Origin of the sequence: Pseudoalteromonas sp. S3260 (assembly GCF_005886925.1) — a bacterium.
Lineage (GTDB): Bacteria > Pseudomonadota > Gammaproteobacteria > Enterobacterales > Alteromonadaceae > Pseudoalteromonas > Pseudoalteromonas tetraodonis.
Genome location: NZ_PNCV01000031.1, coordinates 1 through 13,982, shown reverse-complemented (window position 1 = coordinate 13,982; position 13,982 = coordinate 1). Strand labels below are relative to the sequence as shown.

At 43.5% G+C, this 13,982-nt stretch carries 9 protein-coding genes; all 9 read left to right on the top strand.

From position 1 onward, the window contains the following. Nucleotides 1-2 precede the first annotated feature (2 nt). On the top strand, nucleotides 3-707 hold the full coding sequence (gene rplA, locus CWC14_RS05195) for a 50S ribosomal protein L1 (RefSeq protein WP_013463845.1): 705 nt from the start codon (nucleotides 3-5) through the stop codon (nucleotides 705-707). Between the two features lie 320 nt (nucleotides 708-1,027). Continuing rightward, nucleotides 1,028-1,522, top strand: coding sequence for a 50S ribosomal protein L10 (rplJ, locus tag CWC14_RS05190; RefSeq protein WP_036981014.1), 495 nt, complete (start codon nucleotides 1,028-1,030; stop codon nucleotides 1,520-1,522). A gap of 74 nt (nucleotides 1,523-1,596) precedes the next feature. Next, complete coding sequence (rplL, locus tag CWC14_RS05185) at nucleotides 1,597-1,959, top strand: 50S ribosomal protein L7/L12 (RefSeq protein WP_013463847.1); 363 nt, start codon at nucleotides 1,597-1,599, stop codon at nucleotides 1,957-1,959. 269 nt (nucleotides 1,960-2,228) lie between these two features. Continuing rightward, nucleotides 2,229-6,254 carry a DNA-directed RNA polymerase subunit beta gene (gene rpoB, locus CWC14_RS05180; protein WP_024602214.1) on the top strand — a complete coding sequence of 1,342 codons (4,026 nt, stop codon included), beginning with the start codon at nucleotides 2,229-2,231 and terminating at the stop codon, nucleotides 6,252-6,254. A gap of 104 nt (nucleotides 6,255-6,358) precedes the next feature. Further along, on the top strand, nucleotides 6,359-10,531 hold the full coding sequence (rpoC, locus tag CWC14_RS05175; protein WP_138561681.1) for a DNA-directed RNA polymerase subunit beta': 4,173 nt from the start codon (nucleotides 6,359-6,361) through the stop codon (nucleotides 10,529-10,531). 194 nt (nucleotides 10,532-10,725) lie between these two features. Then, complete coding sequence (gene rpsL / locus CWC14_RS05170; RefSeq protein ID WP_002958885.1) at nucleotides 10,726-11,100, top strand: 30S ribosomal protein S12; 375 nt, start codon at nucleotides 10,726-10,728, stop codon at nucleotides 11,098-11,100. 97 nt (nucleotides 11,101-11,197) lie between these two features. After that, nucleotides 11,198-11,668 (top strand): 30S ribosomal protein S7, encoded by a 471-nt coding sequence (rpsG, locus tag CWC14_RS05165; protein ID WP_010392135.1) that lies wholly within the window; start codon nucleotides 11,198-11,200, stop codon nucleotides 11,666-11,668. A 27-nt stretch (nucleotides 11,669-11,695) separates the two neighbouring features. Then, nucleotides 11,696-13,810, top strand: a complete 2,115-nt coding sequence (gene fusA / locus CWC14_RS05160) for an elongation factor G (RefSeq protein WP_138561680.1) — start codon at nucleotides 11,696-11,698, stop codon at nucleotides 13,808-13,810. A gap of 62 nt (nucleotides 13,811-13,872) precedes the next feature. Next, on the top strand, nucleotides 13,873-13,982 hold a 110-nt coding region (locus CWC14_RS05155), incomplete at its 3' end, for a GTP-binding protein (RefSeq protein ID WP_138558991.1).

Genomic DNA, 13,982 nt, shown 5'->3' with positions numbered 1-13,982 from the left:
TAATGGCTAAATTAACTAAACGTATGCGTACTATCCGCGAAAAAGTGGAAGTAACTAAAGATTACGAAATTAACGAAGCAGTTGCTCTTTTAAAAGAATTAGCGACAGCTAAATTCGTAGAAAGTGTTGACGTTGCTGTTAACCTTGGTATCGATGCTCGTAAATCTGATCAAAACGTTCGTGGTGCGACTGTACTACCTAACGGTACTGGTCGTGACGTTCGTGTTGCTGTATTCACTCAAGGCGCTAATGCAGAAGCTGCAAAAGAAGCCGGTGCTGAATTAGTAGGCATGGAAGATCTTGCTGAACTAGTTAAGAAAGGCGAGATGAATTTTGACGTTGTTGTTGCATCACCAGACGCTATGCGTGTTGTTGGTCAACTAGGTCAAATCTTAGGCCCACGTGGTCTAATGCCAAACCCTAAAACTGGTACTGTAACACCTAACGTTGCAGAAGCAGTTAAAAATGCGAAAGCAGGTCAAGTGCGTTACCGCAATGACAAAAATGGTATCATCCATACTACGATTGGTAAGGTTGATTTCACTGCTGAGCAGTTACAACAAAACCTTGAAGCTCTAATTGTTGCGCTTAAGAAGGCTAAACCTTCTCAAGCTAAAGGTGTTTACTTGAAGAAAGTAACTATCTCTACAACAATGGGCGCAGGTGTTTCTGTTGACCAAAGCACTTTAAGCACAGTTGTTGCTTAATTGAGTGTTTACATGGCGTGAAATTTGTACTATAATTTTGCGCCATTTTGCTGATTAATTTAGTTAATCGCAAAGTAAAGAATTCGGGTTGAAGTCCATAATTTCGAAGCGCCTTCGGGCAACGCGATAAATTGGGCTTCCGTCCAAGACCGTAGGCGGCTTCGGCCTTAATACTACCTACGTAGACGGTGTGAATCCCCAGATAGATTTTTCCTAATCTTCTGGCTCTCGCCGTAAAAAGCATCTCCACCTTTATTGGTGGGGAAGAGTAAAACAGGGAAGCCGATGTACGGTAACCCATTAAACCAGGAGTAACACCCATGGCTTTAAATCTTCAAGGCAAAAAGGCAATTGTTGCTGAAGTCAACGAAGCAGCCACTGGTGCTCTATCTGCAGTAGTTGCAGATTCTCGTGGTGTAACAGTTGGTGCAATCACTGCCCTTCGTAAAGAAGCTCGTGCAAATGGTGTTTGGATGAAAGTTGTCCGTAACACTCTAGCTAAACGTGCTCTTGAAGGAACAGACTTTGAATGCCTATCTGATTCATTTGTTGGTCCAAGCTTAATCGCTTTCTCATCAGAGCACCCAGGTGCTGCTGCGCGTATCTTTTCAGACTTCGCGAAAAAGAATGAGAAATTTGAGCTTAAAACGGCCGCTTTTGAAGGTAATGTAGTAGATGCAGCTATGCTTGCAACTCTACCTACATACGACGAAGCTGTTGCACGCTTAATGAGCGCTATGAAAGAAGCGTCTGCTGGTAAATTGTGTAAAACAATTGAAGCAGTACGTGTACAGAAAGAAGAGCAAGCTGCTTAATTTTAAGCTGTTTAATCCCTTTCGGTGTAAATTTATTTGGACCTTAGAGTCCGTTAATTATTAGGAAATTTGTAATGTCTGTAACTAAAGACCAAATCCTTGACGCAATTGCTGAAATGTCAGTAATGGACGTTGTTGCTCTAGTTGAAGCAATGGAAGAAAAATTCGGCGTAACTGCTGCAGCTGCTATGGTAGCAGGTCCTGCTGCTGAAGCTGCTGAAGAGAAAACAGAATTTGACGTAATCCTTACTGGCGCTGGCGCTAATAAAGTTGCGGCAATCAAAGCTGTTCGTGGCGCAACTGGTCTTGGCTTAAAAGAAGCTAAAGCACTTGTTGAAGCTGCTCCAACTCCAGTTAAAGAAGGTATTTCTAAGGAAGAAGCTGAAGCTCTTGCTAAAGAACTTACTGAAGCTGGTGCTGAAGTTGAGGTTAAGTAATCTAGCTTTTGCTAGGTTCGCTGCCTGAGAAATCAGGCAAGGGCTGGTGATTATTTAATCACCGGCCTTTTTGCGCTATAGAGCGACTATTCTTATAGCGCAAATAAAATCTGATTTATTCTTTAATTTCAACGCTTTATAGTTTGCTAGTGTTGAGGTGGGATTAAGTTGGAACAACAGTTAAATGTTGTACATCTTGGCATAGATGCCAGTTAAGTCTGTTCTTACAAGAACAGGTCGGGTCAAAGATCAGCAAGCTGAGGAACCCCATGGCTTACTCTTATTCTGAAAAGAAACGTATCCGTAAGGATTTTGGTAAACGTCCACAAGTTTTGGATATACCTTTCTTACTGTCGACGCAGTTAGAATCGTTTAAAAAATTCTTAGTCCCGGACGCTGATGGCGATCATGGTTTGGAAGCTGCCTTCCGTTCTGTGTTCCCAATTAAAAGCTACTCGGGAAATTCTGAGCTTCAATACGTAAGTTATCGTATTGGTGAGCCAGTATTCGATGTAAAAGAATGTCAAATTCGCGGTGTGACTTATTCTGCTCCACTTCGCGTGAAACTGCGTCTTGTAGTAATGGACAAAGAAGCTCCAGGCACAGTTAAAGACATTAAAGAGCAAGAAGTTTACATGGGCGAAATTCCGCTCATGACCGATACCGGTACTTTTGTAATCAATGGTACAGAGCGTGTTATCGTTTCTCAGCTACACCGTAGCCCTGGTGTATTCTTTGATAACGACCGCGGTAAAACTCACTCGTCAGGTAAAGTGCTTTATAACGCACGCGTAATTCCTTACCGTGGTTCATGGTTAGACTTCGAATTTGATGCAAAAGATAACTTATATGTACGTATTGACCGTCGTCGTAAATTACCGGCGTCTATCATCTTACGTGCACTTGAGTACACGAGTGAAGAAATCCTAGATATCTTCTTCGATACTACTGCGTTTGAAATTGCTGACGGTAAAGTTCTTATGGAACTTGTACCTTCACGTTTACGTGGTGAAACTGCCGCTTTTGATATCAAGAGCGAAGACGGTGAAGTCCTTGTTGAAAGCGGTCGTCGTGTTACGGCTCGCCACATCAAGAGCATCGAGAAAAAAGGCATTAATCAATTAGAAGTACCACATGAGTACATCATTGGCCGTGTATTAGCGAAGAACTATGTTGATGAGTCAACAGGTGAAATCATCGCGACTGCAAATGACGAGCTAACGCTTGAAATGATGGCTGAATTGGTTAAAGCAGGTCACACTACTATTGATACATTATATATCAATGAAGTGGACAGCGGCGCTTACATGTCAAATACATTAAACATTGACTCGTCAAGCAACCGTTTAGAAGCACTAGTAGAAATTTATCGCATGATGCGCCCAGGCGAGCCACCGACGAAAGACGCGGCTGAAGCCTTATTTGAGAACTTATTCTTCTCAGAAGAACGCTATGACTTATCAACAGTAGGTCGTATGAAGTTCAATAGCCGTGTTGGTTACGATTCAGACACAGGCCCTGGCACATTAAGCAAAGAAGACATCGTAGCGGTTATGAAAGTATTGATTGCTATTCGTAACGGTGTTGGCGATGTTGATGATATAGACCACTTAGGCAACCGTCGTATACGTAGTGTTGGCGAAATGGCTGAGAACCAATTCCGTGTAGGTTTAGTACGTGTAGAACGTGCTGTACGTGAGCGTTTAAGCTTAGGTGACCTAGACGCGATCATGCCACAAGATCTTATTAATGCTAAGCCTATTTCGGCAGCAGTTAAAGAGTTCTTCGGCTCGTCTCAGTTATCACAGTTTATGGACCAAAATAACCCGCTATCAGAAGTAACGCACAAGCGTCGTATTTCTGCATTAGGTCCGGGCGGTCTAACTCGTGAGCGTGCTGGCTTTGAAGTACGTGACGTTCACGTAACTCACTACGGTCGTGTATGTCCAATCGAGACTCCTGAGGGTCCAAACATCGGTCTAATTAACTCATTGTCTACGTATGCACGTACCAATGACTACGGTTTCTTAGAAACACCTTACCGCAAAGTGGTAGACGGTGTAGTAACTGATGAAGTTGATTACCTATCAGCCATTGAAGAAGGTCAGTTTGTTATCGCACAGGCGAACTCAAACTTAACTGAAACCAATGAGTTTGTAGATGAACTTATTCCATGTCGTCACAAAGGTGAATCAACCTTTATGGGTCGCATGGACCAACAATATATGGATGTATCACCACAACAGGTGATCTCTGTAGCGGCCGCACTTATCCCGTTCCTAGAACACGATGATGCTAACCGTGCATTGATGGGTTCAAACATGCAACGTCAAGCAGTACCAACATTGAAAGCGGACAAACCGTTAGTAGGTACTGGTATTGAGTTAACACTAGCGAAAGACTCTGGTGTAACGATTGTTGCAAAACGTGGTGGTGAAGTAATGTATGCCGACGCAAGTCGCATCGTTGTTAATGTACATGAAGAAGAACGCATTCCTGGTGAAGCGGGCATCGACATCTACAACTTAACCAAGTACACACGTTCTAACCAAAATACATGTATTAACCAAAAACCAACATGCATGGTTGGTGAACCGGTTACTCGTGGCGATGTGTTAGCAGATGGTCCTTCGACTGACTTAGGTGACTTAGCCCTTGGTCAAAACCTTCGCGTGGCATTCATGCCATGGAACGGTTACAACTTCGAGGATTCAATCTTACTATCAGAGCGCGTAGTTGAAGAAGATCGTCTAACGACTATTCATATTCAAGAACTACAGTGTATTGCCCGTGATACTAAATTAGGCTCAGAAGAGATCACAGCAGATATCCCGAACGTGGGTGAATCTGCACTAGGCAAGCTTGATGAATCAGGTGTTGTATATATTGGTGCTGAAGTTAAAGGCGGCGATATCCTAGTAGGTAAAGTGACTCCGAAAGGCGAAACGCAATTAACACCAGAAGAAAAGCTACTACGTGCTATCTTCGGTGAGAAAGCGTCTGACGTTAAAGACAGCTCTTTACGTGTACCAAACTCCGTAACCGGTACTGTAATCGACGTACAAGTTTTCACCCGTGATGGTGTTGAAAAAGATAAACGTGCGTTAGAAGTTGAAGACATGCAGCTTCGCGAAGCGAAGAAAGACTTCAACGAAGAGTTCCGTATTTTAGAAGCCGGTGTTTTAGACCGTGCACGCAAGTTACTTGTGGCAGCTGGTTTCGATGAAGACAACTTAGCGTCACTGAATGCTGAAAAGTTACTAACTCAAAGCCTTGCTGAAGAAGACAAGCAAGCTGAACTTGAGCAACTAGCTGCACAGTACGATGAGCTTAAAGCTGAATACGATAAGAAGTTTGAAAACAAACGTCGTAAAATTACCCAAGGTGATGACTTAGCACCAGGCGTACTTAAGATTGTTAAAGTATACCTAGCTGTTAAACGTCGTATCCAACCGGGTGATAAAATGGCGGGTCGTCACGGTAACAAAGGTGTTATCTCGACTATCGTACCAGTAGAAGATATGCCATACGATGACAAAGGTCGTACGGTAGATATCGTACTAAATCCACTAGGTGTACCATCACGTATGAACATCGGTCAGATCCTTGAAACACATATGGGTCTAGCTGCACGTGGTATTGGTGAGCGCTTAGAAGAAATGATGAAAGAGCAACGCGAGCTTCATGAGCTACGCGAATTCATCAAACAAGCTTATGAGATCGGTGAATCTCGTCAGGTTGTGGATATTGCTAGTTTCTCTGATGACGAAATTCGTCGTTTAGCTGAAAACTTGAAAGGTGGTTTACCGATTGCTACTCCTGCATTTGATGGCGCGAAAGAAAGCGAAATCAAAGACATGCTAGAGCTAGGCGGCTACCCTAGAAGTGGTCAGGTTACACTTTATGATGGCCGTACTGGCGATCAGTTTGAACGTCAAGTAACTGTAGGTTACATGTACATGCTTAAACTTAACCACTTGGTTGACGATAAGATGCACGCACGTTCTACTGGTTCTTACAGCCTTGTTACTCAGCAGCCGCTGGGTGGTAAAGCACAGTTCGGTGGCCAGCGTTTTGGTGAGATGGAAGTATGGGCACTTGAAGCTTACGGTGCTGCTTACACGCTACAAGAAATGCTAACAGTGAAATCGGATGACGTGAACGGTCGTACTAAGATGTATAAAAACATCGTTGATGGTAACCATAAAATGGAACCAGGTATGCCAGAATCGTTCAACGTATTGTTGAAAGAAATCCGCTCACTGGGTATCAACATCGAGTTGGAAGAAAATTAAGTCAATTAGATGCTGCAGTTAGCGCTGCAGCATCTGTTATGGCTGAATAGAATGTAGGGACGAGAACATCCGTCCTCAAGATTAACTCCGACAGGAGAGCTAAGGTGAAAGACTTACTTAAGTTTCTGAAGCAACAAAATAAGACCGAAGAATTCGATGCAATTCGCATTGGTCTTGCTTCACCAGACATGGTTCGCTCATGGTCATACGGTGAAGTAAAGAAACCTGAGACTATTAACTACCGTACTTTCAAGCCTGAGCGCGATGGCTTATTCTGTGCCCGTATTTTCGGCCCAGTGAAAGATTATGAGTGTTTATGTGGTAAATATAAACGCCTTAAACACCGTGGTGTGATCTGTGAAAAGTGTGGCGTTGAAGTAACACTCACTAAAGTGCGTCGTGACCGTATGGGTCATATAGAACTGGCAAGTCCAGTTGCGCATATATGGTTTTTAAAATCATTACCGTCACGTATCGGCTTAATGCTTGATATGACGCTTCGTGATATTGAACGTGTTCTTTACTTCGAATCATTCGTAGTAACTGAGCCTGGCATGACAACGCTTGAGCGTGGTCAGCTATTAGGTGAAGAAGAATACCTAGATGCACTTGAAGAGCACGGCGATGAGTTTGAAGCGAAGATGGGTGCTGAAGCAGTATTAGACTTGCTTCGTGAACTCGATCTTGCTCAATTAATTGCAGAGATGCGTGAAGAGTTACCAACAATTAACTCTGAAACTAAGCGTAAAAAGATCACTAAACGTCTTAAGTTAATGGAATCGTTCCACCAATCAGGTAATAACCCTGAGTGGATGATCATGACAGTACTTCCAGTATTGCCACCTGACTTACGTCCATTAGTACCACTAGACGGTGGCCGCTTTGCGACATCTGATCTAAATGACCTTTACCGTCGTGTTATTAACCGTAATAACCGTCTTAAGCGTCTACTAGATTTAGCTGCACCAGATATTATCGTACGCAACGAAAAACGTATGTTACAAGAAGCGGTTGATGCGCTACTTGATAACGGTCGTCGTGGTCGTGCAATTACAGGTTCTAACAAACGTCCACTTAAATCGCTTGCTGATATGATCAAAGGTAAGCAAGGTCGTTTCCGTCAGAACTTACTTGGTAAGCGTGTAGATTATTCTGGCCGTTCTGTAATCACGGTTGGTCCTACACTTAAGCTTCATCAGTGTGGTCTTCCTAAGAAGATGGCATTAGAGCTTTTCAAACCATTCATCTATGGCAAATTAGAACGTCGCGGCATGGCTACGACAATCAAAGCAGCTAAAAAGATGGTTGAGCGTGAAGTAGCGGAAGTATGGGATGTACTAGACGAAGTAATTCGTGAACATCCAGTATTACTTAACCGTGCACCAACACTTCACCGTTTGGGTATCCAAGCGTTTGAACCTGTGCTTATCGAAGGTAAAGCGATTCATTTGCATCCATTAGTATGTGCGGCCTACAACGCCGACTTCGATGGTGACCAAATGGCGGTACACGTACCGCTAACAATTGAAGCGCAGCTAGAAGCTCGTGCGTTAATGATGTCTACAAACAACATCTTATCGCCTGCTAATGGTGAGCCAATCATCGTTCCTTCACAGGACGTTGTATTAGGTCTTTATTACATGACGCGTGACCGCATTAACGCGAAAGGCGAAGGCACCGTATTTAAAGACCCAAAAGAAGCAGAAAAAGCATACCGTAGTGGTAATGCCGACCTTCACGCAAAAGTGAAAGTACGTATTAGCCAATCAGTAGCTAATGAAGATGGTGTTGTAGAAGATACAATTACTATCATTGATACTACAGTGGGTCGTGCAATTCTGTCTCTTATTTTACCTAAGGGTATGCCGTTTGAGTCAATCAACCAAGCCCTAGGTAAAAAGCAAATTTCTAGCTTATTAAATGAGTGTTACCGTCGTCTTGGTTTAAAAGACACTGTTGTGTTTGCTGACCAAGTTATGTACACCGGTTTCCACTACGCAATGAAGTCAGGTGTTTCAATTGGTATCGATGACTTAGTTATCCCACCAGTGAAAGCATCAATCATTGAATCAGCTGAAGCTGAAGTAACTGAAATCAACCAACAGTTCCAATCGGGTCTTGTTACGGCTGGTGAAAAGTACAACAAAGTTATCGATATCTGGTCACGTGTAAATGAAAACTTATCACGTGAAATGATGGCGAACTTGTCAAAAGACACCGTAGTGAATGCGCAAGGTGAAGAAGAAGAGCAACCGTCATTTAACTCAGTGTTTATGATGGCCGACTCAGGTGCTCGTGGTAGTGCCGCTCAGATCCGTCAGCTAGCAGGTATGCGTGGTCTAATGGCACGTCCAGATGGTTCAATCATCGAGACGCCAATCACGGCTAACTTCCGTGAAGGTCTAAACGTACTTCAGTACTTCATCTCAACGCACGGTGCGCGTAAAGGTCTTGCCGATACAGCACTGAAAACAGCGAACTCGGGTTACCTAACGCGTCGTCTAGTAGACGTTGCACAAGATTTGGTAATCAATGAAGACGATTGTGGCACAGAAGATGGCTTAACAATGAAACCGCTTATTGAAGGTGGTGACGTTGTAGAAGCACTTCGCGAACGTGTACTAGGTCGTGTTGTTGCTGAGCCTGTTGTTATCCCTGGTACTAATACAGTACTTGTAGAACGTAACATCATGCTTGACGAAAAACTGTGTGACCTTTTAGAAGAGCACTCAGTTGATGAAGTTCGTGTACGTTCAGTTATCACCTGTGATAACGACTTTGGTGTTTGTGCTAAGTGTTATGGTCGTGACCTTGCACGTGGTCATATCATCAACGCGGGTGAATCAGTAGGTGTTATCGCGGCACAATCAATCGGTGAGCCGGGTACACAGCTTACGATGCGTACATTCCACATCGGTGGTGCGGCATCAAGAGCGTCTGCTGAGAATAATGTACAAGTTAAAACTAACGGTACATTAAAACTTCACAACGCTAAGTATGTATTAAATACAGACGATAAGATTGTTATTACCTCACGTTCTACAGAAATCACTATCATTGATAGCTATGGTCGTGAGAAAGAGCGTTATAAAGTACCTTACGGTGCGGTATTAACAGTGCAAGACAATGCAGAAGTTCAAGGTAACGACATCGTTGCTACTTGGGACCCGCATAGTCACCCAATCGTTCTTGAGCATAAATCAAAAGTATCGTTCAGCGATATCGATGATTCAAACACTGAAGCACAGACCGACGAACTAACGGGTTTAACTCGTGTAGTTGTTAAAGATCTTGCTAAAGCGAATGCGAAAGAGCCGAAACTTATCATTGAAAGTGATGAGCGTGGCTTGCAAGAAACGCGTCTTCCTTCATTCACTACGATTGAAGTAACAGACGGCGCGACTGCAAACCCAGGTGACGTATTAGCACGTATTCCGCAAGAAGGTTCGAAAACTCGTGATATCACGGGTGGTCTACCACGCGTAGCCGACTTATTTGAAGCACGTAAGCCGAAAGATCCAGCTATCTTAGCTGAAATCACCGGTACGATTAGCTTCGGTAAAGAGACTAAAGGTAAGAAACGTTTAGTTATTACTCCAGCTGAAGGCGATCATTACGAAGAAATGATCCCTAAGTGGCGTCAACTTAACGTGTTTGAAGGTGAGCAAGTGTCTAAAGGTGAAGTTATCGCCGATGGTCCAGAATCACCGCATGACATCTTACGCCTACGTGGTGTGACTCATGTTGCTAACTACATTGTTAACGAAGTGCAAGAGGTTTACCGTTTGCAGGGCGTTAAGATCAATGATAAGCACATTGAAACTATTATTCGTCAAATGCTACGTAAATGTATCATTCTAGACGGTGGTGATACTGAGTTCTTAGCCGGTGAGCAAATTGAAGTGGCACGCGTTAATATCGCAAACCGCGACCTTGAAGCTCAAGGTAAGATCCCAGCTAAGTTTGAAATCCAGTTAATGGGTATCACTAAAGCATCACTAGCGACAGAATCTTTCATCTCAGCAGCCTCGTTCCAGGAGACAACTCGTGTCCTAACAGAAGCCGCTGTAAATGGTAAGAGCGATGAACTACGCGGTCTGAAAGAAAACGTAATTGTGGGTCGATTGATCCCAGCCGGTACCGGTTTTGCGTATCATCAAGATCGTATAGCTCGTCGTAAGCAAAAAGACGTTGTTGAAGAGCAAACGGTAAGTGCAGAAGAGGCGACTCAAGCACTGACTGATGCCTTAAACGCGGATTTATCTGGAAATCAATAAACCGAATCTAATCAATAGATTAGAGTTTAGCAAGGTAGTTATCTACTGCCTTGCGAGCGGTTTAGGTTGACAGGTCAATCTTTGCTCATTAAAATTCCGCCACCCATTTACTTGCACGTTTAATACATGCTGGTAAAACAAGGGCGGATTTTTTATTTTTTTCAGTAGTAATTTTAATTTCAGGAGCTATTTAAATGGCAACTATTAACCAGCTAGTGCGTAAGCCACGTCGTAGCAAGGTTACTAAAAGTAACTCAGCTGCGCTTAAAGCGTGTCCGCAAAAGCGTGGTGTATGTACTCGCGTATATACAACTACACCTAAGAAACCAAACTCGGCGTTACGTAAAGTAGCTCGTGTACGTTTAACTAACGGTTTCGAAGTAACTTCATACATCGGTGGTGAAGGTCATAACCTTCAAGAGCACAGTGTAATCCTAATCCGTGGTGGTCGTGTTAAAGATTTACCAGGTGTGCGTTTCCACACTGTACGTGGTGCACTTGACTGTGCAGGCGTAAGCGACCGTCGTCAAGCTCGTTCTAAATACGGTGCAAAACGCCCTAAAGGCTAATTGTATTCCGTTAGTAAGGCCAAGCACTAAATATTATTAATTATTGTTTTGGGTTATTGTTCCAAAAGGACAAACCTGAATAAACCGGAGATACAAAATGCCTAGAAGACGCGTAATAGGTCAACGTAAAATTCTTCCAGATCCTAAGTTCGGATCGGAACTTCTTGCAAAATTCGTTAACATCGTAATGTTAGACGGCAAGAAATCTACTGCTGAAAAAATCGTTTATGGTGCGCTAGACGTGGCTGCTGAGAAATCAGGCAAGTCGCACCTAGAAATCTTTGAAACTGCACTTGATAACATCCGTCCACAGGTAGAGGTTAAATCTCGCCGTGTTGGTGGTTCAACTTATCAAGTACCAGTTGAAGTACGTCCAGTACGTCGCAACGCATTAGGTATGCGTTGGTTAGTAGACGCTGCACGTAAGCGTGGCGAAAAATCTATGGGCTTACGTTTAGCTCAAGAAATCGTTGACGCTGCTGATAACAAAGGCACTGCGGTTAAGAAACGTGAAGACGTTCACCGTATGGCTGAAGCGAATAAAGCATTCGCTCATTACCGTTGGTAATCTGTCCTTAACCTTTAAGAGGATTTTATGGCACGTACAACTCCACTTGAGCGTTACCGCAATATCGGTATTTGTGCTCACGTAGATGCAGGCAAAACCACCACAACAGAACGTGTTCTGTTCTACACAGGTCTTTCTCATAAGATCGGTGAAGTGCATGATGGCGCTGCAACTATGGATTGGATGGAGCAGGAACAAGAGCGTGGTATCACAATCACTTCTGCTGCAACAACGTGTTTCTGGAAAGGGATGGACGCGCAATTTGACGACCATCGCATCAATATTATTGATACCCCAGGACACGTAGATTTCACTATCGAAGTAGAGCGTTCTTTACGTGTACTAGATGGTGCGGTAGTTGTTCTTTGTGCTTCATCGGGTGTACAGCCGCAAACTGAGACAGTTTGGCGTCAAGCGAACAAATACGAAGTTCCGAGAATGATCTTCGTAAATAAAATGGATCGCACGGGCGCTGACTTTTTAACGGTTGTAAGTCAGGTGAAATCTCGTCTTGGAGCAACGCCTGTTCCAGTCCAGCTGCCTATTGGCGCTGAAGACGACTTTAAAGGTGTTATTGACCTTATTAAAATGAAAGCCATTAACTGGAATGATAAAGACCAGGGTATGACTTTCTCTTATGAGGCAATACCGGCAGAACTTCAGGAATTAGCCGAAGAATGGCGCTCTCATTTAGTTGAAAGCGCTGCTGAAGCCTCTGAAGAACTAATGGATAAATACTTAGAAGGTGAAGAGTTAAGCGAAGCAGAAATTAAAAATGCTTTGCGTCAACGCACATTAGCGAACGAAATTGTTCCCATGACCTGTGGTAGTGCATTTAAAAACAAAGGTGTTCAAGCTGTGCTTGATTGCGTTGTTGAATATATGCCATCACCAACACAAGTGAAACAAATCCAAGGTATCTTAGAAAATGGTACTGAGGAAGAGCGTCCTGCTGATGATAAAGCGCCGTTTTCTGCTCTTGCATTCAAGATTGCAACAGACCCGTTTGTTGGCACTTTAACCTTTTTCCGTGTTTACTCTGGTACTGTTAAACAGGGTGACGCGGTATATAACCCAGTAAAAAGTAAGCGTGAGCGTCTTGGTCGTATCGTTCAGATGCATTCAAACTCACGTGAAGAGATCAAAGAAGTCCACGCAGGCGACATCGCGGCGGCTATTGGTCTCAAAGACGTAACAACAGGTGAAACACTGTGTGATCCGAACTCTATTATTACGCTTGAGCGTATGGAGTTCCCAGAACCAGTTATCTCTGTTGCGGTTGAGCCTCGCACAATCGCTGACCAGGATAAAATGGGTATCGCGCTAGGTAAACTAGCGGCAGAAGATCCATCTTTCCGCGTACAAACTGACGAAGAATCAGGCCAGACGATTATCTCTGGCATGGGTGAACTTCACCTTGATATAATTGTCGACCGTATGAAACGTGAATTCAGTGTTGAATGTAACGTTGGTAAGCCGCAGGTTGCATACCGAGAAGCTATTCGTTCAACTGTTGAAGTTGAAGGGAAGTTTATACGTCAATCAGGTGGTCGTGGTCAATATGGTCACGTCTGGCTTAAACTTGAACCGATGGATATTTCGGATGATGAAGCCCCAATTTACGAGTTCGTTAACGAAACCGTAGGTGGGTCAGTTCCGAAAGAATACATCCCTGCGGTAGACAAAGGTATCCAAGAGCAAATGGCTCAAGGTGTACTGGCAGGCTACCCATTACTTGGCGTGAAAGCGACTTTATATGATGGTTCATTCCATGATGTAGATTCGAATGAAATGGCATTTAAAATAGCAGGTTCACTCGCCATGAAGCAAGGTGCGCTAGATGCAAACCCTGCTTTATTAGAGCCAGTAATGAAGGTTGAAGTACTCACTCCTGAAGCAAACATGGGTGATGTAGTTGGCGACCTAAACCGTCGTCGCGGCATGATCGAAGGTATGGAAGATGCACTTGGTGGACTTAAGCAAATTAATGCTGTGGTACCATTATCTGAAATGTTCGGTTATGCGACTGCTTTACGATCTGCAACACAGGGCCGTGCCTCATACTCTATGGAGTTTTTGAAGTACGCTGAAGCCTCTAAACAGGTTGCAGATACAATAATTTCAGCTCGCGCTGTTATATGATTTTAGCTTGTCTGGCTCAATACTGAGTCAGGCTTTAATTTCTTTATTAGGAATTTTTTAAGATGGCAAAAGAAAAGTTTGAACGCGTAAAACCGCACGTAAACGTTGGTACAATCGGCCACGTTGACCACGGTAAAACTACACTAACTGCAGCAATCACTAACGTACTTGC

Excerpts from the sequence above, each read along its gene's own strand:
- rplL (WP_013463847.1), top strand. The coding sequence starts at position 1,597 with ATGTCTGTAACTAAAGACCAAATCCTTGACGCAATTGCTGAAATGTCA.
- rplJ (WP_036981014.1), top strand. The coding sequence starts at position 1,028 with ATGGCTTTAAATCTTCAAGGCAAAAAGGCAATTGTTGCTGAAGTCAAC.
- rpsG (WP_010392135.1), top strand. The coding sequence starts at position 11,198 with ATGCCTAGAAGACGCGTAATAGGTCAACGTAAAATTCTTCCAGATCCT.
- rplA (WP_013463845.1), top strand. The coding sequence starts at position 3 with ATGGCTAAATTAACTAAACGTATGCGTACTATCCGCGAAAAAGTGGAA.
- rpsL (WP_002958885.1), top strand. The coding sequence starts at position 10,726 with ATGGCAACTATTAACCAGCTAGTGCGTAAGCCACGTCGTAGCAAGGTT.
- rpoB (WP_024602214.1), top strand. The coding sequence starts at position 2,229 with ATGGCTTACTCTTATTCTGAAAAGAAACGTATCCGTAAGGATTTTGGT.
- fusA (WP_138561680.1), top strand. The coding sequence starts at position 11,696 with ATGGCACGTACAACTCCACTTGAGCGTTACCGCAATATCGGTATTTGT.